The organism is Gilliamella sp. CG22, from assembly GCF_046635725.1.
Classification (GTDB): Bacteria; Pseudomonadota; Gammaproteobacteria; order Enterobacterales; family Orbaceae; genus Gilliamella; species Gilliamella apicola_I.
In genome coordinates, this window is the sequence record NZ_JBIDFK010000012.1 from 13,112 (window position 1) to 38,892 (window position 25,781).

The window sequence follows — 25,781 nt, forward strand, 5'->3', positions numbered from 1 at the left end:
GAGGTAGCGAAGTATACGCTTTTATCGGCAAATTCTCAAGTATTATCTTGTTTAAGAAAAAAATAAGTTTAAATTTAACTGAGTTAAATAAAATACAAATATTGTGTTAATGGAAAATTCTCCTATACTGTCTTTTGTATAACTAAGTAAAGAGAGTTTGATCACATGAATCTTAAACAACTAAAATATTTCCAAGTGCTTGCTAAAACTCAACATTACACATTAACATCAGAATATTTTTCAATCAGTCAGCCAAGCCTTAGTCATTCTATATCAGAACTGGAAAAAGAGGTTGGGATTAAATTATTTCAAAAAAGAGGCCGAAATGTTGAACTAACAAAAGAAGGAAAACAATATCTTACTTATGTAGAACAAGCACTAACGGCATTATCAGAAGGCGAACAGTTTGTTAAAGAGTTAACCAGTGTTTCACATGGTCATATTGGACTTGCTTTTATCTATTCTATTAGTTCCAATTATATTCCAAAAATTATCAAGGCGTTTTTAGCTCAACCTGAGAATAAAGACATTACTTTCTCTTTTTATGAAGGAATGTCACAAAATATCATTGAAGGATTAAGAGACAAAAAATACGAGATAGCTATCTGTTCACGTTTACAAGATGAACCAGATGTTCATTTTCAAAAGTTAACTAAACAAGAATTAGTTTTTATTATCTCTAATGATCATCCTTTATCTAAGCGTAAAAAACTTGATTTAAAAGACTTAATTCACGAACCCCTTATTTTATTTACAGAACGAAGTGGGATGAAAAGTGTGATCGATGACATGTTAAATAAAACGGGCATCAAGCCGAACATAGCTTGTCATGTTGAAACAGAAAGCGCCATGATGGGATTAGTATCGATTAATTATGGTATCGGTATTATGCCGAGAGTACATATACCTGAAGAGTTCAATGTAACATTAGTACCAATGAGCAAAAATTATCAAAAAAGAGATATATTTATTGCGACAATGGAAAATAGACCGTTATTACCGGCAGCGCAGAAGTTTTATCATTTCTTAATTGAACACAGTGATGATGCGATTTTTGGTCGATAAATTTTATCAACTAGCATGAATTTATCATAGGGGATTTGGCATATCAGAATAATGATAAGGTTTGTGATGTGATAAACCTTATCAATGATCGATTTTCATTAAAAAATATAAAAAAGTTTATTATCGATGAATTTTCTAAACAATTTAACATTGCTTTTACTCATCAAATTTAAATTCTATATATTAAACAAATTGTTATAAAACAAATCATTAAGGGTATCTATAATTTTAGAAAAAATGATTTAATTTTATAATAAATATGCTTTAATACAATGAATGACAGAATTTATTTATTCGGTTTAATTTTCTAACTTTCAAGGAGATTACATGAGCCAGTTCACGCCTTATAGTATTTACGGCATTATCGGTTATCCTTTAGGACATAGTTTGAGTCCACTAATTCATACCACATCATTTCAAGATTATGGCATTCCAGCGGTTTTGGTTCCATTTTCAACACCACCAGAAGATATTCCTACGCTTTTTAAATCTGTAAGATTATTAAATATTCGCGGATTGTGTGTCACAATTCCACATAAGCAAGCTATTATTCCTTATTTAGATGAAGTGACTGAACATGTCAAAAAAGCAGGTGCTGCAAATTTGGTTTATTGGGATGGTGATAAGCTTTGTGGTGATAACACAGATATTGTTGGTTTTATGCAACCTCTTCAAGAAAAGCAGCTACCGCCACACTACAAAAAAGTGCTATTACTTGGCGCAGGCGGTGCAGCTCGAGCTGCGGTAGTTGGCTTACATGATCTAGGTTATACCGATATTACTGTAACGGATATTGTAACAGATTTGCCGTCAGAGCTTGCCAAAGAATTTAATTTAAAAACGGTTGCTTGGGAAGACCGTGATAAAGTTGAAGCACAAATTATTATCAATTCTACGCCATTAGGTATGAAAGGTAAATTTGAAGATCAGACACCTTATGAATATTCTTGGTTCAAAGGAAAAGGTATTGCATATGACATTGTGTATACTCCATATCATACTCGTTTTAGACAAGAAGCTGAAAAAGCGGGATGGGAATCAATTTCGGGACGAGAAATGTTTATCGGTCAAGCGAATGCCCAATTCAAAATTTGGACAGGAAAAGATTTATCTGACCGGGCAAAACAAGCTGTTATAGATGCTTTAGCTGAAAAATAAGTATTTAGTAAAAATTCAATACATTGAACCATTTTGCATCATTAAATGTGTTTGATAAACGATTTATACAATTTGCTAAAAAATTCTAATTTTCGATTTTAATTGGTTTTTATTCTATTGTATAAATTTAGTCTGTTATTAGAAGGAGTAATTATGACTAACCTAGAATTGCAAGCTTATCGCCGTTTTCTTATGCTAAAAGTGCCAGAAGCAAGCGAATATATTGGTAAAACTGATGCGAAAACTTGGCACGATTGGGAAAAAGGCATAGAGCCTGTACCGGAATTTGTGGCTAATGCAATGAAAGCGCTAAAAAAACTTCGTACTGATAAAGTAAATATTATCATCAATAGTATTAATGATAGAGTAGGAAGTAATACTATTCGTTATTTCATGACATTTGAAGAATTTAAAAAGGTAAACCCAGATCTTGATGTCATACAGTGGCGCTTACATCAATCAATTGCAACGGAACTCTATTTTCGTGGTTTAGAAAAACTTTGTTAGTAGATTATAGATGATAATATAAATTTGTAAAGTGAACAGAATAAAGGGTGTAAATTTTTATTTACAAAAAATTGATAAAAAATTAAATTAAATTTATAAAAATCAATGCCGTTTGTTTTGATAAACAATATGTAAAAAAATTGTTGCAAAAGCTGAAGTGAATCACTAGCATAGTGATATATTTTTCAATCTGTAAATATGAAAGGATCCAATATGAATAAGACAATTTTTTTAGTTGGTGCAAGAGCAGCAGGTAAAACAACTATAGGAAAAATGCTTGCAAATAAGCTGTCATTTTCTTTCGTTGATACAGATTGCCATTTACTGGAAACTACCCAAAAAACCGTTGCAGAAATCGTCGAAAAAGAAGGTTGGGAAGGATTCAGAGCAAGAGAGAGTCAAGTCCTGATTGATACGACCAAATCGTCACGTGTTATCGCAACTGGAGGTGGGATGGTATTAGCTGAACATAATCGTGACTTCATGAAACAAAATGGAACAGTGATCTTTTTATCTGCTCCAGCGGCAACATTAGCCGCACGCTTAATGAAAGATCCTAATGTTGCCCAAAGACCATCCTTAACAGGCTTATCCATCGTTGATGAAATGGAAAAAGTATTAGCAGATAGATTACCTTTATATCATGATGCAGCACATCATGTAATCAATGTTGATCAAGATGAAAGTCAAATTCTTAGTGAAATTCTTCAAATTTTGCAGAATTAATATACTATTTTCTTCCTTTCTTCCAAAGTGCCACATTCAATGTGGCATTTTTTATAAAAAAAAAGAATAAATTCTTAAAATACTATAGAATAAATTTATTTTTTGGTTCGTATATTAATCAATACTATATTTTTCTATTTATGAATTTATTAGAATCTATAAATAAATGTGACCAACATTAAAGTTTAGCAATAAAATTATACTTATCTCTTTTAGATTCAGATTGATGATTGTATATTGAAAGCAATTATAGTTTTATATTTTTAATTTTTAGCTATGGAGTACTACCAATGGATAATCGAAAGGTCAATTCTTATGGGATTGTCAGCTCTATTTACGCAAATTACATTATACAAAGTATTGCTTTAATCGTAATCATGCAATTTTCAAATGATCTTTCAAAACAACTCAATACCGATATTGTTGAACTTGGCTATGTTGCTTCTGGTATTGGGATAGGAAAAATATCTTTGATGCTAGCTGGTGGAATCTTGTCAGATATATTTGGTCGTAAACTTTTTATCTATTTAGGAATGGCATGTTATGTAATCTTTTTTGTAGGTATGACGTTTTGCACTGACATTCATATCGCCTTTTGTCTCGCTATTGCTATTGGGGCTGGAAACTCATGTTTAGATACTGGCTCTATGCCTACATTAACTGAGTGTTTTCCTCGATCAGCAGGTTCTGCTAGTGTATTGATTAAAGCGTTTATTTCAATTGGAACATTAATATTACCTTTTATCGTTACTTTTTTTGGTGAATATCATATCTGGTATGGTTGGGCATTTCTTTCTTTTGCTGCATTTTTGATAATCAATGGAATATTGCTTGCACCAACCCAATTTCCTTCTAAAAAAATTGCTATTACGGGGTGTGAAGGAAGTGATAATTATTTTAAAGATACCCCAAAATTTGCTATTGAAGGTGTGCTATTAATTATCATGGGGTTTACCACCACAGCAACATTTTTGGTCATTTCACAATGGTTGCCAACCATAGCGGTTCAAGGTGTGAATATGGATGAATTTGAAGCTAACCAGTTGATTAGCTATTATAGCGGAGCATCAATTATTTCTGTGTTTGTTACTGCATTTATAGTCAAATATTTTTTAAAACCAATAGATTGCATCATTATTCTTCCTGCTCTATCCGCTCTTGTGCTCATTCTTTTCTATTTTAATATATCCTCGAAAATGTGTTTTTTTGTTGCTATTGGAATGGGGTTTACTGCTGCAGGTGGCGTACTTCAACTAACGTTAGTCGTCATGCAACAATTATTTCCAACCCATAAAGGTATTGCCGTTGGTTGTATGTATACTTTTAGCGGATTCTCTTTTACTGTTATTCCATTGATAGTACCTAAATTAGCGAAAATTGATGTACGTTATGCCATTTTGACCGATTTTGTTATTGCGCTGACTAGTGTGGTATTAGCGCTGATTGTCTATTTCCGTTTTACCAAAGTGATAGATATGAAAAAAATTTAAAACTCAATGTTATTTACATGATGAGTAAAATTTATTTTAGTGTTTTGAAAATTAATTTTTACAGGAAATAATAAATGAAAAATAGATATTTAGGCACTTCGATCTGTTTATATATAAACTACTTTGTGCATGGAATGGGGGCAATAATACTTGGTTTGAATATTGATTATTTAGCTGCTCAGTTTAATCCTGACATTGCTTACTTATTTAATATTGCGCAAGATGCACTTACTCCTGAACAAACTGACTTAATAGGCAAGGCAAAAAAAAGTGTTTATGATGTCATGATGGGGTTAGGCGTGGGGCGCTTGCTAGTCCTATTTGTTATGGGAACGTTATCCGATAAGTATGGGCGAAAACCTTTTATTGCGTTAGGCGGATTATTTTATATTGGTTTTTTAGTTGGTATTTTGGTAAGCCCGAGTTTTGAAATTGCCTTTATGTTTGCGGTGTTAGGCGGTATAGCTAATTCAACACTTGATGCCGGTACTTATCCTGCATTAATGGAAGCTTTTCCAAAATCGCCTGGTTCTGCATCGATATTAACTAAAGCAGCGATTGCCGCAGGTCAATCGGTACTACCTATCATTATGGGTATTATTATGGCGAGTGAAGGATATTACGGTTGGTCATTTATCTTATGTTGTATTATTCTCGCATTAAATGCATTAGTTGTACTGAAAATGCCATTCCCAAATCATAAAATCACACCAGAACAAGAAGAAAAAGGTTTACAAACGATTACTGAAGAAGCGCCAACTTTAAAACATAAATCAAATTTTTGGATTGAAGGTATCTGTTTTATTGTGATAGGTTTTACCTCTACCGCAACATTTTATCTGGTTTCTTCATGTTTAAAGGATTTCTCTCAAACTGTCGCTGGTATGGATTCAGCAGGAGCGGTTAAGGCATTCTCTTCGTATGGTCTAGGTACCCTTGCTAGTGTCTTTTTAACTTCAATATTGGTCAAAAGTTTAATCAAACCTGTATATATTGTGGTTGTCTATCCGCTGTTATCTATGTTAATGCTTATCGTATTGTATCTCAATCCATCACCAACAATGTGTATTGTCGGAGGATTTGTGCTTGGTTTCACTGCTGCAGGCGGTGTATTACAGCTTGCATTAACGACCATGGCTGAATTTTTTCCATCAGGAAAGGGTAAAGTATTGGGCATTTTCTTCACTTCATCGAGCGTTGCAACGACAGTCATTCCCTTTTTAATTGGCTGGATATCTACAAATTTTGGTTTAAGATATATCATGTTAAGTGATGCAATCATTGCAGGTTTAGGTACATTACTAGCGGTTATCGTATTAATGCGCTATCGCATAATCTTTAATATTAATAAATAAATCATTTAATGAAATTTTAGGAGATGTTGATATTAATTATGACAAAAAACGGTGAATAAATAATACTCGTTTTTTTAGTGCATTACTTAAATTTATTCTCAGTTTAAAAAGCATACAATAATGGTATGCTTTTTTTATACGTTGATTTTGTTTTTGTTACCACTTTTAATAATATTTTGATAAACAACACACTGTTGAATACAGGTTTTTCTTTTGTTACTTAACTTATGATTTTATCTTGTTAAAATTTTATCAAATATTGCTTGATTATTGTTCGCAAATAAATAAAAATACAAAAAATATGAATAAATATTCAATTTGGGTGATTGCGAAAATGAAAGAGCGAACAACCGAGTTAGTTGAAGGATTAAGGCATTCTGTACCTTATATCAATGCTCATCATGGAAAAACTTTTGTTATCCTATTAACAGGTGCTGTGCTAAAAAGTAATAACTATTCAAGTATTATTAGTGATATTGGATTGCTATATAGTCTTGGAATCAAATTGGTTATTGTCAATGGAGCACGCAATCAAATTGATGAATCACTTAAAAATCACAATATTGAGCCGAAATACCACAAAAACACCCGAATTACAGATGCCATTACTTTGGATATCATTAAGCAAGTAACTGGTATGTTACAACTGAATATTACAGCCAGTTTATCAATGAGTTTAAATAATACCCCATTACAAGGAGCTCATATTAATGTTGTCAGCGGTAATTTTGTTATTGCTCAACCCTTAGGAATAGATGAGGGAATTGATTATTGCCATACGGGTAAAATTCGTCGTATTAACAATGAGGCAATTGATGAGCAACTCAATCGTGGTTCAATTGTGCTATTAGGGCCGGTTGGTGTATCAGTGACTGGAGAAAGCTTTAATTTAGCTTCAGAAGATGTTGCTGCCGAAGTGGCGATTCGAATCAAAGCTGATAAGTTAATCAGCTTTTGTGCTGAGCAGGGTGTACTTGATAAACAAGGTAAAGTTATTACTGACCTTTTCCCAATCGATGCTGACAACTATGTCAATCGTAAACAGCAATTAGGTAAATATCTATCCAGTGAAGCTCGCTTTTTGAAAGCCGCTTCAAAAGCCTGTCGAAATGGCGTTAGACGAAGTCATTTAGTTAGCTATCTAATTGATGGCGCTATTTTGCAAGAACTATTTTCACGGGATGGCATAGGAACGCAAGTTGCTAAAGAGTATTCGGAGCAAATTCGCTTAGCGACCATTAACGATATTGGTGGAATTTTAGAATTGATTCGCCCATTAGAAGAACAAGGTATTTTAGTTAAGCGTTCACGAGAGCAATTGGAAATGGAAATTGATAAATTCACGATTATTGAACGTGACAATATGACTATCGGTTGTGCAGCGCTTTATCCTTATCAGGAAGAAAAAATGGGTGAAATGGCATGTGTTGCCATTCATCCCGATTATCGCAATTCATCCAGAGGTGATTTGTTAATTAATACGGTTGCAAGTAGAGCACAAAATTTAGGACTCAATAAAATCTTTGTGCTAACAACGCGTAGTATTCATTGGTTTAGAGAAAAGGGATTTAACCCAGCTGAAGTTGATGATTTACCGATTAAAAAAAAGCAACTTTATAATTATCAACGCAACTCCAAAATTTTAATGCTTGATATTATTTAAATTTTTCTCTTAGAATAAGGATGATAGTATTAGTAAGTAGCGTTGTGTAAAATTTGCTTGGTGAAAGACTTTTTAAGATAGAAACCACGTGGACGTGTTAAAATAGTTTGACCATTTTCTCCTACCGCTTCGGTTAAAGCTTTACCGTTTGCCGCTTTAGGTCTTATTTGTAAATATGTGCCATAATGTGCTGTAATTTTTTCAACATGACCTAATGCAATCATATCCATCAGTTCTTGCCAATCTTGTTTGAGTTGCTGTTCTTGTTCTTTTGAGGGTATCCATAAAATAGGACTGCCAACTTTACGATTGGCAAGTGGGATAGATCTTTCCCCTTCGATTGGGATCCAAAGTACTTTAGATAATTTATATTTCACATGGCTTGTTTCCCAAATCACACCATGATTTGCCATTAATGGTGCTACACTGACAAAGGTCGTTTCTAATGGTTTACCATGCATATCAATTGGAATTGTTTTTAGTTCGATGCCCAAATTACTAAAATCTCGTTCAGCTTTACTACCGGCATTGGCTCCCAAAAACGTTTCAATAAGATTGCCAACCCATCCTTTTTGTTTAGTCAAATTGTCAGGAATTGGCATGCCTAAATATTGAGCAATTTCACCAAATGTATATCCAGCAACAAGTTTTGCTCGATCTAATAACTCTTGTTCACTGCTTGGAAAAAATATTGCCATCTCGAAACGATACTATCAAATAAATATATATATAGCTAAAATAATAAAGGATTAGCTTAATTTTTCAACCCATATTGCGTAAGCTTGAATAATTGATGAAAGAAATTCTCGGGTTTTTTCAGAAATATTGCCATTCACATCGAAAGCGGCACTGATACCACCAATATAAGCTTCAGGCTGTTGTAAGGTTGGCATATCTAGAAAAACTAGTGACTGACGTAGTTGATGATTAGCGCCAAAACCGCCAATTGCACCTTGTGAGACCGAAATCACTGCCGCTGGTTTTTTTGCCCAGACATTTTTACCATAAGGACGTGAGCCGACATCAATTGCATTTTTGATCACAGCAGGTAAACCTCGGTTATATTCAGGTGTGACAAAAATCACGCCTTGACAATCCGCTATTTCGTTGCGAAATAAAGTGTAAGATGCTGGTGGGGTATCGGTATCAATATCTTCATTATAAAAGGGAAGATCGCCAATTTCGATTAAATATAAGGAAAGTGAAGAAGGGGCAATTTCTTTAAGGATTTTAGCTACTTTTAAATTATATGAACCTTTACGTAAACTACCAACGAGTACTGCAATTTTTTTACTCATTTTGGGTCCCCTTAAATTGAAAATAAAGAGACACCATGAGTGTCTCTTATTTAAAATAATTACAGATCATTACGGTGTTTTAATGTCCTGATGAATCCAATTTACGTCCTGTCTCAAATAGGAACCAAGCTCGTCTTTCTGATTGGTCAATCCATTCTTCAATTAAGCTTGCTGTTGCTGAATCATTATATTTATCACAAATATCATGAGCAACACGCATTCGTTCTGTTAATCTAATATTATCTTGACAAAGTTCAGCAAGCATATCAGACGGCTCAACAAAATCTGCATTATTGTCAGAAATACTTTGTAATTTAGAGATGTGACTAATTGAACGTAACGTTGTTCCGCCCAATTTACGTACACGTTCAGCAATCGGATCAGTCATTGCAAATAGTTGATCTCCATGATCGTCTAACATTAAATGGTAATCACGAAAATGTGGACCACTGACATGCCAATGGAAGTTTTTAGTTTTTAAATACAAAGCAAAGACATCGGCTAACACAGAATTCATTGCTCCAGAGATATCTTTAGACGCTTTTTGACCTAAATCAGTTGGAAATAAAATTGCAGATTGTTGTAGTCTTTTTGCAGTAGCTGTACTTTTGGCAGATAACGGTTTTTTTGTAGTCGTTTTTTTGGAAGTAGTACTTTTAGCCATCTAATATTCTCCTATAGGTGAATTGTAAAAATTGCTTAACTTTCCTATACCAAATTACGCCAAGTCTTAACTAAAGTCCAATCAAAATGAGCTATTTTTAACTATTACTGCTATTTCAGCAGTCTATGATTCTTATTTTTATTCTAAATAAAGCATTATTTGAAATAAATTCTTTCACAATAAAAGAATTTATTTCAAATTGTGACATAGTTAAAAGTTTTGTGTTTTTGAAATTGATACTCTTTGTTTGAAGTTTAATTAATGAGGAGAAATTATGATTGATACAATTTCATATGGAGCCGAATGGTTTATTGGCTTATTTCAAGAAGGTGGAAAAGTGTTTGTCGGTATGGTTACGGGAATATTACCACTGTTAATTTCACTGTTAGTGGTTATGAATGCCGTAATCAAATTCATTGGGCAAGACCGTATTGAGCGCTTAGCGCAAGCTTGTGCAGGCAATCCTATTTCACGATATTTATTGTTACCTTTAATAGGCACATTTGTTTTTTGTAATCCGATGACGCTTAGCCTAGGGCGTTTTATGCCCGAGTTTTATAAACCTAGTTATTATGCGGCATCTTCTTACAGCTGCCATTCAATGAATGGGTTATTTCCTCATGTTAATCCCGGTGAACTTTTTGTTTATTTAGGTATCGCGGCCGGGTTAACAACCTTAAACCTTCCTTTAGGACCATTGGCTGTAAGTTATTTTTTAGTTGGCTTATTCACCAACTTTTTTAGAGGTTGGATTACTGATTTTTGTACTGCTATTTTTGAAAGAAAAATGGGCATTAAATTAGATCGAAAGGTACATCTATAACTAAAAGGAATAAACAAGGAAATGAACATGATGAAATTTATTCGAATTGAAAAAGGTGAAGCCGGTTGGGGTGGACCTTTAGAGCTGCCAATTATAGCGGGTAAAAAAATTGTCTACATTGCAGCAGGTACACGACCAGCAATTGTTGATACTTTAGAAAAATTAACGGGTTGGCAAGCTATTGATGGTTTTAAAGAAGGGGAACCGCCTAAGGATGAAATTGGGGTTGCTGTCATTGATTGTGGTGGCACATTAAGATGTGGTATCTATCCTAAAAATAGAGTGCCTACAATTAATATTCATGCGACAGGTAAATCAGGGCCACTTGCCCAATTTATTTTGGAAGATATTTATGTCTCAGCCGTAAAATCCAATAATATTAGTGTGATTGAAAAAGAGATAGATAGTGACATCCAGAAAGCATCTGTTACAAACAATTCACATCAAAAAGTGCACACAAATAATTTTAAAGAGTATGACAGTAGTAAAAAAATTACCGAACAAAGCGATGGTTTATTAGCAAAAATCGGTATCGGTATGGGATCAGGTGTTGCCGTATTCTTTCAAGCTGGTCGAGATACGATTGAAACTGTACTTAAAACTATTTTACCGTTTATGGCATTTGTATCGGCCTTAATTGGTATTATTATTGCCTCAGGATTAGGTGATTTGATAGCTCATGGCTTAGTTCCATTAGCTGATAATCCACTTGGTCTGGTTATTTTAGCGCTTATTTGTTCTTTTCCATTACTTTCGCCATTTTTAGGACCCGGTGCGGTTATTGCACAAGTCATCGGGACGTTAGTTGGTGTTCAAATTGGTCTTGGTAATATTCCGCCACACTTAGCTTTACCTGCTTTGTTTGCCATTAATGCTCAAGCTGCTTGTGATTTCATTCCTGTCGGTTTGTCTCTTGCCGAAGCGAAACAAGATACCGTGCGTGTTGGGGTTCCCGCTGTTTTAGTCAGTCGTTTCTTAACTGGCGCGCCAACTGTTTTAATTGCGTGGGCAGTATCGTTATTTATTTATCAATAAGCAAACGAATAGAGAAGGTTAATGATGTCAAAAGTTATCTACCATTCAAAAGTTAAACAAATTGGTGACTTTGCCAAAGAAGCGTTGGCAGATGGCATGCTAATCCTGTTTAAAGAAGGTGCACCGTCTGATTTAGCCGATTATTGCTTTATACATAGTCATGACGAGTTAAGGCAGAATCTTGAAATAGGGCAATGCATTCAATTAGGCAAGCACACTTATCGTATAACTTCGGTTGGGGAAGTCGCCACAACCAATTTTAAAGAGTTAGGTCATGTCACATTAAGATTTGATGGGAATCGTGAAGCTGAATTACCGGGGTCAGTGCATGTTACTGGTGAAATACCTAATCAACTTAATATCGATGATGAAATTATAATTTTAACTATTTAAGGAACAGAAAATGAAACAAGTAGCAGTCATTATAGGTGGTGGACAAACCTTAGGGGCTTTTTTATCTGAAGGTATTGCTGATGCTGGGTATAAAATTGCCGTTGCAGATTTAAATATTGATAATGCAAATAAAGTTGCTGAAGTAATAAATAAAAAATATGGGGTAGGAACAGCAAAAGGTTTTGGGGTCGATGCAACAAATGAGGAGAGCGTGCGACAGCTAGCACAAGAAGTTGATAATACATTTAAACGAATGGATTTAATGGTTTACAGTGCCGGTGTTGCTAAAGCTGCACCCATTACTCATTTTGTATTGAAAGACTTTCAATTATCCGTCAATGTTAATCTTACCGGTTATTTTTTATGTGCACGTGAATTTGCTAATTTAATGATTAAATATAAAACTGCCGGTCGAATTATACAAATTAACTCTAAATCGGGCAAAGTCGGTAGCAAACACAATTCAGGGTATAGCGCCGCAAAATTTGGTGGCGTTGGATTAACGCAATCTTTAGCACTCGATCTTGCTGACTACGGAATTACGGTTAATTCATTGATGCTGGGTAACTTATTAAAATCGCCAATGTTTCAATCCTTGATTCCACAATATGCTAAAAAACTTGGTATACCAGAAAACCAAGTTGAACAAGTTTATATTGATAAAGTGCCACTCAAACGAGGTTGTGATTATCAAGATGTGCTTAACGTATTGTTATTTTATGCAAGCGATAAAGCATCATATTGTACAGGACAATCAATTAATATTACGGGTGGACAAGTTATGTTTTAACTCAATTTGGTGCGAAGGTATAGCGATGCCTTTCGCACATCTCTTTTCTGGTCTGGTTAAAAGGAGAGAATAATGGATACGACATCAACGTTAGCCTTATTGGCTCTAATTGCTTGGAGTATACAGATAATACTTGGCTGGTTTCAAATTCGTCGTTTTAATCGAGCATTTTTATCGATGAAGAAAGGCACTTACTTAGGTGTTGGTCGTAGCCAAACTCAACGTTTTAAACCGAAAGTTTTAATCGCGCTATCATTAGATCACGATAAAAAAGTGATTGATTCAGTATGGATGAAAGGAGTGACCGTTTTTGCATTGCCAAAACCAATACCACAATTATTGGGACTAAATATTACCGATATTATGCCTGAAACCATTTTCCCCAATGATTTTGCGTCACAAAGCGCCTTGATTCTTGCATTAAAAGCAAATAAATAATCCCTATCTTTTATTTTGAAAAGTATTTTCTTTCATGATGAAGTATAATATTTTATACAATAAATTAATTCTGTTATTGAACAGTAATAATGGACTCCAATCATGAAAGTAAGGCAACGACAAACTGCAATCTTAGAATATCTGCAAAAAAATGGGCAAGTGAGTGTTGATGAGCTAGCTACCCATTTTCAAACGACGGGTACCACTATTCGAAAAGATCTTACTCAACTCTATGAAAGTGGGCTTGTACTACGGACTTATGGTGGTGCAATGTTAAATCGCGAAATTGGTGACCGTGCGATTGATCACAAAACTTATATTAATACGGCACAAAAAAAAGCAATAGCACAGGAAGCGGCAACACTTATTCATGACGGGGATTCTGTTATTTTTGATGCAGGAAGTACCGTTGCACAAATGATTCCTATGCTAGCTCAATTCAATAATTTAACTATCATGACCAACAGCTTACATATGGTGAATGAGCTCGTTGCTAATGATAATGACCAAAATATTATATTAACAGGTGGCACATTTCGTCGTAAATCCGCTTCGTTTCATAGTAATAATGCTTCAGCTATTGCAGCATTTGAATCCTATTCATTTGATAAACTGTTTATGGGTGCTGATGGCGTGGATTTGGTTGGTGGGGTAACCACTTTTAATGAAAGTTATCACGGCAGTGTGGCAATGAGTAAAGCTGCTGCCAAACTGATTTTATTAGCGGATTCTTCAAAGTTTGGACGACGAAGCCCAAATGTTGTTTGTGATTTAGATGCAGTGGATACTATCATCACTGATGATCATTTAGATGATAAATATTATGATGCTTTGATACAACGGGGTATCAATGTTATTAAAGTTAAAGTAGTTGATAAATAGATTAATACTAAAGTTTGATTGAATGTGGAATTAAATTTCTGGAGTATTTGGCTTCTTACGTAATCTCAATATATATTGAGATACGTTAGAAACCAAAACCCATGATCAATAACCCTTTAATTGATAATTTTCTTTAGTTAAAATAGTAATCTTGCTCTGATAGTCCCTGCGACATTTTTGAGTTTAATTAATAACTCTTCAGCTTTACTTTGTTCAACCCTATCGATATCAATAACTACATAGCCAATTTTAGGATCCGTTTGTAGATATTGAGCCGAAATATTTAAACCTTGTTCTGCAAACAAAGTATTGATTGCGGTTAATACACCGGGTTGATTATGGTGGATATTGATAAATCGACTCGATCCTTTAGCCGGAATAGGTAAAGAAGCTTCAGGAAAATTAACAGCTGACAGGGTCGCACCTGTGTCGGAATATTTAGCCAATTTAGTCGCCACCTCGATACCAATGTTTTCTTGAGCTTCGCTGGTAGAACCACCAATATGCGGAGTGATAATGACATTATCGAATTCACATAATGGCGATTCAAATGGATCATTATTACTTGCTGGTTCGGTCGGAAATACATCAATGGCGGCACCACTAATTTTATTGGCTTTTAAAGCATCAGTTAATGCATCAAGATCGATAACTTTACCGCGTGATGCATTAATTAATATCGCACCTGATTTCATTTGATTGATCTCATTTTTGCTGATCATTCTGATTGTCGTTGGGTTTTCAGGGACATGCATACTGACAATATCACTCATTGCGAGTAATTCATTCATGCTTGTTACCTGTTTTGCATTGCCTAAAGGTAATTTTGTTTCAATATCATAAAAATAGACATTCATTCCCAATGATTCAGCCAATATACTTAATTGGCTACCTATGTGACCATAGCCAATAATACCTAGATTTTTACCTCTAGCTTCATGAGATCCCGTCGCTATTTTATTCCATTTACCTTGATGAGCTTGAGCATTGGCTTCTGGTACTCGTCGAAGTAATAATATGGCTTCAGCTAAAACAAGTTCAGCAACAGATCGCGTATTCGAAAATGGAGCGTTAAAAACAGGAATACCTTTAACAGTTGCAGCATCGAGATCAACTTGATTCGTGCCTATACAAAAACAACCAATACCAGCTAATTTAGGTGCTGAATTAATAATATCTTCGGTTAAATGAGTTCTTGAGCGAATTCCTATGAAGCGGACATCTCTTAAGGCTGTTTTAAGTTCGGTAGGGGATAAGGCGCTTTTAAGATATTCTATATTTGTAAAACCTGCGGATTTGAGTACCTCAACGGCACTAGGGTGAACACCTTCAAGTAATAAAAACTTATTTTCATCTTTAGTTAAAGCCTGAACAACCATCTTTTCCTCTCTTTCCATATACCACATCAATGCGTAAAACTTTAATAATAACACTCAATTTAATTTGAACAACGGTTTAATGTTAACTCTTTAACACCTGAACTTGAACCGACTAATGCAATGTTTGCACCTCGGTTAGCAAACAAACCAACTGTGACGACACCTGGAATATTATTAATACAATTTTCTAATTCAATTGGGTTTGTGATGACTAAATCATGAATGTCTAAAATAACATTGCCATTATCAGTCACCACGCCCTGACGATAAACGGGTTTTCCACCCAGTTTAAATAACTCACGTGCAACGTATGATCTAGCCATTGGAATGACTTCAATGGGTAAAGGAAATTTACCTAATACATTGACAACTTTTGATTCATCAACAATACAAATAAACTGTTTAGCCAATGCTGAAACAATTTTTTCGCGCGTGAGTGCAGCTCCTCCACCTTTTATCATCTGCATCTGATAATTAATTTCATCTGCGCCATCAACATAAACATCCAAACTATCGACTTCATTACAATCAAGTACGGGGATACCATAGCTGAGTAGTTTTTGGGTGGAAGCTTCTGAACTTGAAACCGTTCCTTTAATTTGACCTTTAATCGTTGCTAAAGCATCAATAAAATGTGCGGCTGTTGACCCTGTTCCAACTCCAACTAATGAGTTGGGTTTTACAAACTTTAAAGCAGACCAGCCGACCGCTTTTTTTAATTCATCTTGCGTCATAATATCACCGTAGTTTTAAATAATTTTTATTCAAAAAAATAAAATTTTGAAAGCAAAATTACTGAAGATATGGCATAGTAACCGTTTGGAAAGCAAAAATCATTAGTATTTTAATAAAATATATTAAGTTTTAGATCTATTTAAAAAATTAGCCGGTTCTAAAAGGTTTGAGTATTCAAGCAAAGATCCCATTATTCGTAAAGAGATTATGAAGCGTCCAGATTATAGAGCATTACAAGCATTAGATGCAGTAATAAAAGAGCGAGGTTTTGAAAGAGCAGCCGATAAATTGTGTATTACACAACCGGCGGTTTCACAACGCATCAAGCAACTTGAAAGTTTTTTTGGTCAGCAGCTTTTAGTCAGAACCATTCCGCCCAAAGCGACCAAGCAAGGGGAACATCTTTTAGGTTTATTGCATCAAGTAGAATTACTCGAACAACAATGGTTAGGCGATAACGATCAAAATCCGACACCATTGTCGTTATCGATTGCAATCAACGCGGATTCACTCGCAACCTGGCTTTTACCTGCGTTAAAACCCGTGTTAGATAAAAATATTTTACGTTTTGATATCCAAGTTAAAGATGAAGAGCATACATTAGAATTATTGCGACTTGGTACGGTTGTGGCCGCAATCAGTATTCAAGCCAATCCATTACCGGGTTGCTTGTCAGATATGTTAGGTGCCTTAGACTATATTTTTGTTGCGTCGCCAGATTTTGCTAAAAAATATTTTCCTAATGGGGTTACCCGTTCTTCCTTGTTAAAAGCACCAGCGGTAGCTTTTGACCATTTAGATGATATGCATCAAGCTTTTTTACAAGAGAATTTTAATCTTACGCCAGGAAGTGTCGTCTGTCATATAACCAGTTCTTCTGAAGCATTTGTTCAGCTAGCCAAACAAGGTTCGGCTTGTTGTATGTTACCAAAACTTCAAGTTGAACAAGAGTTGAAAACGGGAGAACTTGTCAATTTGACAGAAGGTCTTTATCAAAGACGAATGCTTTATTGGCATCGATTTGCCCCTGAAAGTAGTGTGATGCAAAATATTTCTGAAACATTGATTCGTTATGCACAAAATGTGCTCTCTCAACCTCATAAATAATCGATTATATAAGCATATAAAATGTTAAAATAAGATGTTAACTTTAAACGTTTGGATCAATTGTCATAACAACTAAAAGAGTCGATGCTATGTATCAACTAAAAAATGATCGTTATTTACGAGCTTTACAGTGTTTACCTGTTGATTACACGCCTGTGTGGATGATGCGCCAAGCTGGGCGTTATTTACCTGAATATCGTGATTTAAGAGCTAAAGCAGGGGATTTTATGACGATGTGTCAAACTCCCGATTTAGCTTGTGAAGTGACTTTACAGCCACTGAAAAGATTTGATCTTGATGCCGCCATTATTTTTTCTGATATATTAACTATTCCTGATGCAATGGGTCTTGGTTTGTATTTTGAGACGGGAGAAGGTCCTAAATTTAAGCAATCAATTCAGTGTCTATCTGATATTCAGCGACTTCCCATTCCTGACCCAGAGCAATCATTAAGATATGTGATGGATGCCATTCGGCTAACCAAAAAAGAACTCGACGGAACAGTACCATTAATTGGATTTTCGGGTAGTCCGTGGACACTTGCTACTTATATGATTGAAGGTGGTAGCAGTAAAGCTTTTACTAAAATAAAAAAAATGCTGTATAGTGATCCTAAAGCACTGCACCTATTACTTGAAAAACTGGCTAACAGTGTCGCTATATATTTAAATGCCCAAATTGAAGCCGGAGCGCAGTCGATAATGATATTTGATACTTGGGGCGGGGTGCTAAGTCATCAAAGCTATCAAACGTTTTCATTAGATTATATGAAATTAATCTTATCGCAATTAAAACAAGGTAAAAAGAGTCAAAATATCACTTCTTATGTACCTGTAACCTTATTTACTAAAGGTGGCGGATTATGGCTAGAAAATATTATAAACTCGGGATGTGATGCGATAGGTGTTGATTGGACAGTTGATCTAAGTAACGTGCCACAAAAAGGACAAATAGCGGTACAAGGTAATCTTGATCCTTCAGTATTATATGCTGATAAGCAAATAATCGAAGCGAATGTAGATGCTGTGTTATCGGAATTTGGCTATCATAATGGGCATGTTTTTAATTTAGGACATGGTATTCATCAAGATATTCCGCTAGAACATGTACAATATTTAATTGACGCGGTTCATCGTCAATCAAAAAGGTTTCATCATGATTAAAAACCCAATTCAATTAAGAATGGAAAAATTGCCTGAATGGCAACAACGTTTATTTATGGTTTGTTTGTGTGAACGAATGTACCCTAACTTTGTTTACTACTGCAAACAAGTTGATAATCAAGAAGATAGTAAAAATTACAAAAAAATACTTGATTTAATATGGGAATCCTTATTAGTCTATGATGTAAAAATAAACTTTGATTTACAGCTAGAAAAATTAGAAGCTATCATTCCTGTTTTTACTAATGAAAGCCCTTATATGGTCTATCCTGCTATTGATGCATGTCAGGCACTTAGCGAGTTGTTACACTCGTATTTAAGTGGTGATATTGCTGAACACACCGCTAAAGTAAGTAGTATATCAGCGACAACTATTGCTGAATTTGAGATGACAAAAGAAAATATTTTACTTTCAGAGGATGAACAACAGCAATTACCTAGTGTAATTGATGAATTTGATTTGCAATGGGAAATTTTCCGATTATTACGCGATGAAAAAAATGAAATGGAAGATTTAATAAAAGGTCTAAAAGCAGAAATTCGGACGTCACAAATGAGCAATATTGGTGTTTTTTTAAGCAATTAAAGCGTTCCAGCCATGATTTTTTTATTTTTTAATAAATTTTTCTTTTATATTAGAGCAATATAGACTACATTTAATAGTAATGTAACCTAAATGTTGTTTACAGTTGGAAAGTTATGTAATTAACTTTCTTTATTATGTTAACTTTAACAATAAAATAAATATGTAAGGATATTTCCATGAATAAAACAGAACTTGTCGATGCAATTGCTAGTAAAGCTGATATTACTAAAGTTGCAGCTAAAACTGCGTTAGAAGCTACATTAGCAGCTATTACTGAATCATTAAAAGCTGGCGAACCAGTACAATTAGTTGGTTTCGGTACATTTAAAGTTAATGCTCGTAAAGCACGCACGGGTCGTAATCCTAAAACCGGTAAAGAAATCAAAATTGCTGCAAGCAAAGTACCTGCTTTCGTATCAGGTAAAAGTCTTAAAGAAGCAATCAAATAGTTTTTTTAAATTGTCGAAAATGTTTTTTTGACAATTAATAACGTTAGGTCATGGAACATCGTTTCATGACCTTTCTATTTAAAAAAATGATTAAAACGTATCAATGCATTACAATGCGTTTAAAATATCTTACATTTAATCTGTGTTTGTTAGTTAATATTATTTAATTAAGCTAAGATGTAATTTCTATAAATTTAGCATTTAATACTGTAAGTAAATCACTAGGTGCCATTTCAATTTCTAATCCTCTTTTTCCGCCTGATACCAACATAGTGTTTAAATAATTTGCGCTAATATCAATTAATGTGGGTAGACGTTTTTTCTGACCTAATGGACTGATTCCTCCAACCAAATAGCCTGTCGTTTTTTCAGCTATATTAGGATGAGTTAAATCAATCTTTTTACAGTTAAATGCTTTTGCTACTTTTTTAAGATCTAAATGTTTATTAACAGGTAATACGCAAACAGCTAATGTTTTGTCATTGTTGTTTAAACTTACAACAAGCGTTTTAAAAATTTGATCGGCAATCACATTTAATGTTGGATCAAGTTTATTGACAGCTTCTTGACCGTAATTAGTTGTATTAGGGTCGTGTTCATATTGATGAATTTTAAATTGAATTTTTAATTTTTTTAGTTGGTTAATCGCTGGTGTCATATCAATATCCCCTGTAATTCAAAATGATAGGGTATCATTTAATTTTAATCACTCTATAAATTTTTTAATAGAGTGATTAAAAAGAATAGTGGATAATTTTAAATAATTAATTGATATTTTGCTTTGTTTTTTAATGGGTTTTATGCTGGTTTTTTAATAGCATATTGAGACGATAAAGGAAACATATCATAAAGATATTTGCAAATATTATTATTGTTGAATAGATAATATTTATCATCAGCGATGTAATTGAAATTGCCCAATGTGACAATAAAAATATAGCTAAAAAGTAGATTAAAAACATTGGTAAGGTTAATCGCCAATACATTAACGTGTGTGTAAAACATTCTATAAATTTTTGGAAAAAATCTTTTGTTGAAGGTTCAATAATTAAACTATTGAATTGGAAATAAACTATCGATATAACAATCATAACAACAATCGTGACCGTTAAAATTAAAAGATTCATGATTTGGATGGGTAAAATCAGATTCAAAACTGAGCATATTAATAACATAAATATTAACCCAGTAACGATTAAACATGCACAAACTAAATTTAAACCGATTAAATTTAATATGTTTGGTAACAAACGGGACAATATTAAATTGAAATTAAATTTATTGCTGATTGAATAATTATATATCACAGCAAGTATAATCGCCTGTGTCATAAAATTTATCACCATATAAATCATTGCTGGTTTTAATAATTGCAATAACACGGCATAGGGAGATTGGTTAGATAATTGCTGAAAAAGTTGTTTATCAAATAAATTATTTAAAATTGGTGTGGTAGTGGCACTGATTAAAAAACAGATGATAATGATTGGCTGAAAACGATTTCTAATAAAATTAATTGTTTCATTTAACAATCGAGAAAAGGATAATTCGGTTTGCATTTTTTAGCTCTAAGTCATTAAGTGGTAACCAAAATAGGCTACCACAAGTGTTGATATATATTTATTATGATTGTAATAATGAGATATCTGCAACTTTTAAAAATAAACTTTGTAGTTTTTTCAATAATGATAAACGATTAAGTTTTATTTTTTCATCATTAACCATGACCATAACTGAAGCAAAAAATTCATCAACGGGTGCTTTAAGCGTAGATAACTCAACGAGGGCATCTTGATACCGTCCTTGATTAAAATATGGGGCTAATTTATCCATTAACACCGCAACATGTTTTGCTAACTCTCCTTCTGCACCAGCTTCAAGCAATGAAGCATTAACACTATCAGGAATTGCTAGTTCTGCTTTAGACAATATATTCGATACTCGTTTATTTGCTTCAGCTAATGATGATGCTTCTGGCAGTGTTCTAAAATGTGTTACGGCTTTTACACGCGCATCAAAATCGGCTGGTTTTGTAGGATTAAGAGCCAATACGGCTTGAATAGTATCAATGGTGAAACCAAGTTCTTGATACCAAGCACGAAAACGACCCTGCATAAAACTAACAATATCAGTTACAACATTTTGGTTATTTAATTTATCACCATATAATGAAACGGCAAATTCAGATAATGCAATAAGATCTAACGGTAAGTTTTTTTCTACAATGATTCTTAGCACACCAATAGCCGCACGTCGCAGTGCAAAGGGATCTTTATCGCCTTTAGGGTGTTGCCCAATACCAAAAATACCGGCTAAAGTATCCATTTTTTCAGCGATTGAAACAGCACAAGAAACAGCTGTACTTGGTAACTCATCACCGGAAAAACGAGGTTTATACTGTTCTTCTATGGCGGTGGCGACTTCAACACTTTCACCATCTTTAAGGGCTAAATAACGTCCCATAATCCCTTGCGTTTCAGGAAACTCGAAAACAGTGTTCGTGACTAAATCGCATTTAGTCAATTTGCCTGCACGTTTTGCTTGCGCTACATCTGCACCAATTTGCTCAGCAATGAAACCTGACAATGATTCAATACGTAATGCTTTATCTTTTACAGTACCCAACTGTTGTTGAAATAATACCGTTTCAAGGCGAGGTAAGCGATCTTCTAAACGCTGTTTTAAATCTGTTTTATAGAAAAACTCAGCATCGGCTAAACGTGGACGAACCACTTTTTCATTACCAGCAATGACCACTTGCGGATCTTTTGACTCAATATTAGCAACAAAAATAAAATTCGGTAGCAATTTTCCTTGTTTATCATAAACAGGGAAGTATTTTTGATCGCCTTTCATAGTATAAACAAGTGATTCGGCAGGGACGTCTAAAAAACGTTCTTCAAATTTTGCTGTTAAAACAACAGGCCACTCAACCAATGAAGAGACTTCTTCTAATAAACTGTCTGTTAAATCCGCTTTACCATTAAGTTTTGCCGCTGCGGTTTCTGCTTGTTGTTGGATAATTAATTTACGTTTATCATAATCAGCAATAACTTTACCGCGTTGTTCTAAAATTTCAGGATATTGATCGGCATTATCGATAGTAAACTCCTGTTCACCCATAAAACGGTGTCCACGGATCACCCGTGCGGAATCAATGTCTAAAATAGTACCGGGTACCAGTTCATCACCATATAACATCGTCACAGTATGGCTTGGGCGAATAAATTCAACTTGACGGGCTGCCCAGCGCATTGGTTTTGGTATTGGTAATTTGTTTAAAGCATTTTTAACCATATCACATAACAAATTGACAACAGGCTGTCCTTTTTGATTTTGTGTAAAAGAAAGCCATTCCCCTTTATCTGTTTGTATTCGTTCTGCTTGATCAACCGTAATACCACAACCACGAGCCCAACCTTCTGCGGCTTTCGTTGGATTTCCTGCTTGATCGAATGCTGCACTTACTGCTGGGCCTCGTTTAACGATTTGGCTATCAGGTTGAGTATCATTCAGATTTAATACTTTTAATGCTAAACGTCTTGGTGATGCATACCAAAGGACTTCACCATGTTCTAAATTTGCATTATCCAGTTGTTCGATAAAATTAGCCGCAAAACTTTCAGCCAAAGTTCGGAGCGATTTTGGTGGTAACTCTTCTGTACCAATTTCCACTAAAAATGTTTTTTGCATAATATATATTCCTACTTAGATGATGCACTTTCGCTTGAAGGTGAATTTTGGCACATAGGGAAACCGAGCGCTTCACGTGATGCATAATAGGCTTCAGCAACCATTTTAGTTAATGTTCGAATACGTAATATATAGCGTTGTCGCTCTGTAACCGAAATGGCTTTACGGGCATCAAGTAAATTAAAACAGTGAGCGGCCTTTAAAATACGTTCATAAGCTGGTAAAGGAAGTGGCTTTTCTAACTCAAGCAAAAATTTTGCTTCTTTTTCGTGTTGTTCAAAACAGTAAAATAAGAAGTCAGTATTCGCATATTCAAAATTATAAGTTGATTGTTCAACTTCGTTTTGATGGAAAACATCGCCATAAGTCGTTTTACCGAATGCTCCATCACTCCAAATCAAATCGTAAACACTATCAACGCCTTGAATATACATGGCTAGTCGTTCCAAACCATACGTTATTTCACCTGTTACTGGCTTACATTCAAGTCCACCGACTTGTTGAAAATAAGTAAATTGGGTTACTTCCATACCATTTAACCACACTTCCCAGCCAAGCCCCCAGGCACCTAAGGTTGGGTTTTCCCAATTGTCTTCAACAAAGCGAATATCATTGATTGTCGGATCTAGACCAAGCTCCTTTAACGAACCTAAATAAAGTTCTTGGATATTATCGGGTGAAGGTTTTAAAATAACTTGGAATTGATAATAATGTTGTAGCCTATTTGGATTTTCACCATAACGACCATCAGTAGGGCGACGAGAAGGCTGAACATAAGCAGCATTAATTGGCTCAGGTCCAAGCGCACGTAAACAGGTCATTGGATGTGATGTACCTGCACCCACTTCCATATCTAAGGGTTGAATCACTGTACAACCTTGATTAGCCCAGTAATCTTGTAACGTAAGTATTAAACCTTGAAAGGTTTTGACATTAAACTTTTGCATGATGTTGTCTTTATGGTTGAATTGATTTTTTCGATATTTAAAACAGTGCTGTATTTTATACTTTTTATGAGTGCTTGTGAAATGTCTAATCGCTTCATATCATAATATATTACTTAACTATCTTAATGTGGTTTACATTTTGCATCTTTACCTATTTGTCGGTATAGTGACATTATCATTATTGCTTGGTAATAAATCTAAAATAAAACACCATGTCTATTTATCAAAAAATTGTTGTCGTTATTTTTATAACATTAATCAATGTTAGTTTTTTGCACGCTGATGATAATCAGAGGCTAGAGTCTTTGCGTCGTTCAATTGAAGAACAAGAAAATCGAATAGCAGAACAAAATAAACAACGCACTCAATTAGTCAAAGACCTTAAACAGCAAGAAACCGAAATAGCAATTTTGTTGACCTCAATTGAAAAAAATGATTTATCGTTAAAAAAACTTAATCAAGAAATTCATATAATGATTGACCAGATAGATGAGCTGGTTAATAAGCAAACACAGCAACGAGCAGTGTTAGCTAAACAATTAATTGGTGCATTTAAAATTGGTAAAAATAGCGGATTAGAACTGGTATTTTCGGGGGAAAAGGGTGAACGTAACGAACGAATTATTCAGTATTACGGATACATTAACCAAGCTCGAGAGCAATTAATTAATGAGCTTAAACAGACCCAATTACAATTAAGTGAAAAAAAAGCTGCTTTGCAAAAAAAAGAGTCCTCTCATAAAGTATTACAAAATAGACAAAAGCAAGAACAATTGAGGCTTGAAAAAAATCGTCAAAATCGTAAAAAAACGATAGTATCGCTTGAATCATCTATGCAACAGAATCAACAAAAATTAGCGCAACTACGTGAAAACGAAGCGAAATTGCAAGCAAAAATCGCTCAAGCAGAAAAAGAAAGCCAACGGATTGCAGAAGAAGAGGCAAGGCAAGCTAAAAATATTGAAGAAAAACAAAAAAATAATAACTATACATTGAGCTCAGATGAACAATCACTCATGGCAAGAGTGAGTGGTATTGGCAAACCGGCTCATCAATTTAACTGGCCGGTAAGTGGGAGTGTGGCACATCGATTTGGTGAGGCATTACAGGGCGAATTATACTGGAAAGGTATGGTCATTAATGCGAAAAATGGTGTGACAGTCAAAGCAATTGCTGATGGAAGAGTGTTATTAGCCAGTTGGCTACAAGGCTATGGATTTATGGTGGTTTTGGAGCACGGAAAAGGCGACATGAGCTTATATGGATATAATCAGCGTGTTTTAGTGGGAGTTGGGGATAAAATTAAAACCGGTCAATCAATTGCAATTGTTGGCTCGAGTGGTGGTCAAAATAATCCCGGACTTTATTTTGAAATTCGGCGTGATGGTAAAGCGCTAGATCCGAGTGGATGGTTAAAATGATTGTACGCTGTGTA

26 protein-coding genes are annotated in these 25,781 nt (G+C 34.5%); 18 read left to right on the forward strand and 8 right to left on the reverse strand.

Features of this window, described 5'->3' with window-relative positions:
* The first annotated feature begins 165 nt into the window (after nucleotides 1–165).
* From ACGH46_RS09670 to argA, 7 genes are all read left to right on the forward strand, one after another.
* Nucleotides 166–1,065, forward strand: coding sequence for a LysR family transcriptional regulator (locus ACGH46_RS09670; RefSeq protein ID WP_220215953.1), 900 nt, complete (start codon nucleotides 166–168; stop codon nucleotides 1,063–1,065).
* 327 nt (nucleotides 1,066–1,392) lie between these two features.
* On the forward strand, nucleotides 1,393–2,223 hold the full coding sequence (gene aroE, locus ACGH46_RS09675) for a shikimate dehydrogenase (protein ID WP_267360928.1): 831 nt from the start codon (nucleotides 1,393–1,395) through the stop codon (nucleotides 2,221–2,223).
* 153 nt (nucleotides 2,224–2,376) lie between these two features.
* Entirely contained in the window at nucleotides 2,377–2,730 is a 354-nt protein-coding gene (locus ACGH46_RS09680) for a DUF1870 family protein (RefSeq protein ID WP_267350143.1), read from the forward strand.
* Between the two features lie 213 nt (nucleotides 2,731–2,943).
* Entirely contained in the window at nucleotides 2,944–3,456 is a 513-nt protein-coding gene (aroL, locus tag ACGH46_RS09685; RefSeq protein ID WP_267350141.1) for a shikimate kinase AroL, read from the forward strand.
* A gap of 290 nt (nucleotides 3,457–3,746) precedes the next feature.
* A complete protein-coding gene (locus ACGH46_RS09690) occupies nucleotides 3,747–4,946 on the forward strand; it encodes an MFS transporter (RefSeq protein ID WP_411605471.1) in 1,200 nt (399 codons plus the stop codon).
* 74 nt (nucleotides 4,947–5,020) lie between these two features.
* Nucleotides 5,021–6,301, forward strand: coding sequence for an MFS transporter (locus ACGH46_RS09695; RefSeq protein WP_411605473.1), 1,281 nt, complete (start codon nucleotides 5,021–5,023; stop codon nucleotides 6,299–6,301).
* 334 nt (nucleotides 6,302–6,635) lie between these two features.
* On the forward strand, nucleotides 6,636–7,964 hold the full coding sequence (argA, locus tag ACGH46_RS09700; RefSeq protein WP_411605505.1) for an amino-acid N-acetyltransferase: 1,329 nt from the start codon (nucleotides 6,636–6,638) through the stop codon (nucleotides 7,962–7,964).
* A gap of 29 nt (nucleotides 7,965–7,993) precedes the next feature.
* On the opposite strand, the gene mutH is transcribed toward argA, so the two are convergent.
* The 3 genes from mutH to ACGH46_RS09715 form a co-directional block, all read right to left on the reverse strand.
* A complete protein-coding gene (gene mutH / locus ACGH46_RS09705; protein WP_411605475.1) occupies nucleotides 7,994–8,662 on the reverse strand; it encodes a DNA mismatch repair endonuclease MutH in 669 nt (222 codons plus the stop codon).
* Between the two features lie 51 nt (nucleotides 8,663–8,713).
* Complete coding sequence (locus ACGH46_RS09710) at nucleotides 8,714–9,262, reverse strand: NADPH-dependent FMN reductase (RefSeq protein WP_411605477.1); 549 nt, start codon at nucleotides 9,260–9,262, stop codon at nucleotides 8,714–8,716.
* 79 nt (nucleotides 9,263–9,341) lie between these two features.
* On the reverse strand, nucleotides 9,342–9,926 hold the full coding sequence (locus ACGH46_RS09715) for a Dps family protein (protein ID WP_065558418.1): 585 nt from the start codon (nucleotides 9,924–9,926) through the stop codon (nucleotides 9,342–9,344).
* A gap of 274 nt (nucleotides 9,927–10,200) precedes the next feature.
* Between ACGH46_RS09715 and srlA the strand changes: the two genes are divergently transcribed.
* From srlA to srlR, 6 genes are all read left to right on the forward strand, one after another.
* Nucleotides 10,201–10,749, forward strand: a complete 549-nt coding sequence (gene srlA / locus ACGH46_RS09720; protein ID WP_267380263.1) for a glucitol/sorbitol-specific PTS transporter subunit IIC — start codon at nucleotides 10,201–10,203, stop codon at nucleotides 10,747–10,749.
* 27 nt (nucleotides 10,750–10,776) lie between these two features.
* A complete protein-coding gene (locus tag ACGH46_RS09725; protein ID WP_411605479.1) occupies nucleotides 10,777–11,784 on the forward strand; it encodes a PTS glucitol/sorbitol transporter subunit IIB in 1,008 nt (335 codons plus the stop codon).
* Between the two features lie 24 nt (nucleotides 11,785–11,808).
* Complete coding sequence (gene srlB, locus ACGH46_RS09730) at nucleotides 11,809–12,177, forward strand: PTS glucitol/sorbitol transporter subunit IIA (protein WP_411590633.1); 369 nt, start codon at nucleotides 11,809–11,811, stop codon at nucleotides 12,175–12,177.
* A 10-nt stretch (nucleotides 12,178–12,187) separates the two neighbouring features.
* Complete coding sequence (gene srlD, locus ACGH46_RS09735; protein ID WP_411590635.1) at nucleotides 12,188–12,967, forward strand: sorbitol-6-phosphate dehydrogenase; 780 nt, start codon at nucleotides 12,188–12,190, stop codon at nucleotides 12,965–12,967.
* 72 nt (nucleotides 12,968–13,039) lie between these two features.
* Nucleotides 13,040–13,405, forward strand: a complete 366-nt coding sequence (locus tag ACGH46_RS09740) for a transcriptional regulator GutM (RefSeq protein WP_267380258.1) — start codon at nucleotides 13,040–13,042, stop codon at nucleotides 13,403–13,405.
* Nucleotides 13,406–13,507: 102 nt separating this feature from the next.
* Nucleotides 13,508–14,287, forward strand: coding sequence for a glucitol operon DNA-binding transcriptional repressor SrlR (srlR, locus tag ACGH46_RS09745; protein WP_267350121.1), 780 nt, complete (start codon nucleotides 13,508–13,510; stop codon nucleotides 14,285–14,287).
* A 137-nt stretch (nucleotides 14,288–14,424) separates the two neighbouring features.
* Here the strand turns inward: srlR and serA are convergent, their stop codons facing one another.
* Nucleotides 14,425–15,666 carry a phosphoglycerate dehydrogenase gene (gene serA / locus ACGH46_RS09750; protein WP_411605507.1) on the reverse strand — a complete coding sequence of 414 codons (1,242 nt, stop codon included), beginning with the start codon at nucleotides 15,664–15,666 and terminating at the stop codon, nucleotides 14,425–14,427.
* Between the two features lie 59 nt (nucleotides 15,667–15,725).
* Entirely contained in the window at nucleotides 15,726–16,400 is a 675-nt protein-coding gene (gene rpiA / locus ACGH46_RS09755) for a ribose-5-phosphate isomerase RpiA (protein ID WP_267380256.1), read from the reverse strand.
* Nucleotides 16,401–16,608: 208 nt separating this feature from the next.
* Here rpiA and ACGH46_RS09760 point away from each other — a divergent pair, with 208 nt between their 5' ends.
* The 4 genes from ACGH46_RS09760 to ACGH46_RS09775 all read left to right on the forward strand — a co-directional run bounded on the left by ACGH46_RS09760 (nucleotide 16,609) and on the right by ACGH46_RS09775 (nucleotide 19,706).
* Nucleotides 16,609–17,508 (forward strand): LysR family transcriptional regulator ArgP, encoded by a 900-nt coding sequence (locus ACGH46_RS09760; protein WP_065558410.1) that lies wholly within the window; start codon nucleotides 16,609–16,611, stop codon nucleotides 17,506–17,508.
* Nucleotides 17,509–17,597: 89 nt separating this feature from the next.
* Entirely contained in the window at nucleotides 17,598–18,671 is a 1,074-nt protein-coding gene (gene hemE, locus ACGH46_RS09765) for a uroporphyrinogen decarboxylase (protein ID WP_267360908.1), read from the forward strand.
* Entirely contained in the window at nucleotides 18,664–19,257 is a 594-nt protein-coding gene (locus tag ACGH46_RS09770) for a YjaG family protein (RefSeq protein WP_267350113.1), read from the forward strand. The genes hemE and ACGH46_RS09770 overlap by 8 nt, the downstream gene beginning before the upstream one ends.
* 176 nt (nucleotides 19,258–19,433) lie before the next feature.
* Nucleotides 19,434–19,706: an HU family DNA-binding protein gene (locus ACGH46_RS09775; protein ID WP_065558407.1), complete on the forward strand. Its 273-nt coding sequence runs from the start codon at nucleotides 19,434–19,436 to the stop codon at nucleotides 19,704–19,706.
* Nucleotides 19,707–19,878: 172 nt separating this feature from the next.
* Here the strand turns inward: ACGH46_RS09775 and ybaK are convergent, their stop codons facing one another.
* The 3 genes from ybaK to glyQ form a co-directional block, all read right to left on the reverse strand.
* Nucleotides 19,879–20,364, reverse strand: coding sequence for a Cys-tRNA(Pro) deacylase (gene ybaK / locus ACGH46_RS09780; RefSeq protein WP_267350111.1), 486 nt, complete (start codon nucleotides 20,362–20,364; stop codon nucleotides 19,879–19,881).
* Nucleotides 20,365–21,329: 965 nt separating this feature from the next.
* A complete protein-coding gene (gene glyS, locus ACGH46_RS09785; RefSeq protein WP_411605509.1) occupies nucleotides 21,330–23,402 on the reverse strand; it encodes a glycine--tRNA ligase subunit beta in 2,073 nt (690 codons plus the stop codon).
* Between the two features lie 8 nt (nucleotides 23,403–23,410).
* Nucleotides 23,411–24,346 (reverse strand): glycine--tRNA ligase subunit alpha, encoded by a 936-nt coding sequence (gene glyQ, locus ACGH46_RS09790; protein WP_065558403.1) that lies wholly within the window; start codon nucleotides 24,344–24,346, stop codon nucleotides 23,411–23,413.
* Nucleotides 24,347–24,558: 212 nt separating this feature from the next.
* On the opposite strand from glyQ, the gene envC reads away from it, so the two are divergent.
* Entirely contained in the window at nucleotides 24,559–25,767 is a 1,209-nt protein-coding gene (gene envC, locus ACGH46_RS09795; protein ID WP_411605481.1) for a murein hydrolase activator EnvC, read from the forward strand.
* Nucleotides 25,768–25,781: the final 14 nt, after the last annotated feature.

Excerpts from the sequence above, each read along its gene's own strand:
- rpiA (WP_267380256.1), bottom strand. The coding sequence starts at position 16,400 with ATGACGCAAGATGAATTAAAAAAAGCGGTCGGCTGGTCTGCTTTAAAG.
- hemE (WP_267360908.1), top strand. The coding sequence starts at position 17,598 with ATGTATCAACTAAAAAATGATCGTTATTTACGAGCTTTACAGTGTTTA.
- mutH (WP_411605475.1), bottom strand. The coding sequence starts at position 8,662 with ATGGCAATATTTTTTCCAAGCAGTGAACAAGAGTTATTAGATCGAGCA.
- ACGH46_RS09695 (WP_411605473.1), top strand. The coding sequence starts at position 5,021 with ATGAAAAATAGATATTTAGGCACTTCGATCTGTTTATATATAAACTAC.
- ACGH46_RS09680 (WP_267350143.1), top strand. The coding sequence starts at position 2,377 with ATGACTAACCTAGAATTGCAAGCTTATCGCCGTTTTCTTATGCTAAAA.
- envC (WP_411605481.1), top strand. The coding sequence starts at position 24,559 with ATGTCTATTTATCAAAAAATTGTTGTCGTTATTTTTATAACATTAATC.
- srlD (WP_411590635.1), top strand. The coding sequence starts at position 12,188 with ATGAAACAAGTAGCAGTCATTATAGGTGGTGGACAAACCTTAGGGGCT.
- ACGH46_RS09690 (WP_411605471.1), top strand. The coding sequence starts at position 3,747 with ATGGATAATCGAAAGGTCAATTCTTATGGGATTGTCAGCTCTATTTAC.
- aroL (WP_267350141.1), top strand. The coding sequence starts at position 2,944 with ATGAATAAGACAATTTTTTTAGTTGGTGCAAGAGCAGCAGGTAAAACA.
- ACGH46_RS09725 (WP_411605479.1), top strand. The coding sequence starts at position 10,777 with ATGATGAAATTTATTCGAATTGAAAAAGGTGAAGCCGGTTGGGGTGGA.
- srlR (WP_267350121.1), top strand. The coding sequence starts at position 13,508 with ATGAAAGTAAGGCAACGACAAACTGCAATCTTAGAATATCTGCAAAAA.
- srlB (WP_411590633.1), top strand. The coding sequence starts at position 11,809 with ATGTCAAAAGTTATCTACCATTCAAAAGTTAAACAAATTGGTGACTTT.
- ACGH46_RS09715 (WP_065558418.1), bottom strand. The coding sequence starts at position 9,926 with ATGGCTAAAAGTACTACTTCCAAAAAAACGACTACAAAAAAACCGTTA.
- ybaK (WP_267350111.1), bottom strand. The coding sequence starts at position 20,364 with ATGACACCAGCGATTAACCAACTAAAAAAATTAAAAATTCAATTTAAA.
- ACGH46_RS09760 (WP_065558410.1), top strand. The coding sequence starts at position 16,609 with ATGAAGCGTCCAGATTATAGAGCATTACAAGCATTAGATGCAGTAATA.
- serA (WP_411605507.1), bottom strand. The coding sequence starts at position 15,666 with ATGGTTGTTCAGGCTTTAACTAAAGATGAAAATAAGTTTTTATTACTT.
- aroE (WP_267360928.1), top strand. The coding sequence starts at position 1,393 with ATGAGCCAGTTCACGCCTTATAGTATTTACGGCATTATCGGTTATCCT.
- ACGH46_RS09770 (WP_267350113.1), top strand. The coding sequence starts at position 18,664 with ATGATTAAAAACCCAATTCAATTAAGAATGGAAAAATTGCCTGAATGG.
- ACGH46_RS09670 (WP_220215953.1), top strand. The coding sequence starts at position 166 with ATGAATCTTAAACAACTAAAATATTTCCAAGTGCTTGCTAAAACTCAA.
- ACGH46_RS09775 (WP_065558407.1), top strand. The coding sequence starts at position 19,434 with ATGAATAAAACAGAACTTGTCGATGCAATTGCTAGTAAAGCTGATATT.
- ACGH46_RS09740 (WP_267380258.1), top strand. The coding sequence starts at position 13,040 with ATGGATACGACATCAACGTTAGCCTTATTGGCTCTAATTGCTTGGAGT.
- ACGH46_RS09710 (WP_411605477.1), bottom strand. The coding sequence starts at position 9,262 with ATGAGTAAAAAAATTGCAGTACTCGTTGGTAGTTTACGTAAAGGTTCA.
- argA (WP_411605505.1), top strand. The coding sequence starts at position 6,636 with ATGAAAGAGCGAACAACCGAGTTAGTTGAAGGATTAAGGCATTCTGTA.
- glyQ (WP_065558403.1), bottom strand. The coding sequence starts at position 24,346 with ATGCAAAAGTTTAATGTCAAAACCTTTCAAGGTTTAATACTTACGTTA.
- srlA (WP_267380263.1), top strand. The coding sequence starts at position 10,201 with ATGATTGATACAATTTCATATGGAGCCGAATGGTTTATTGGCTTATTT.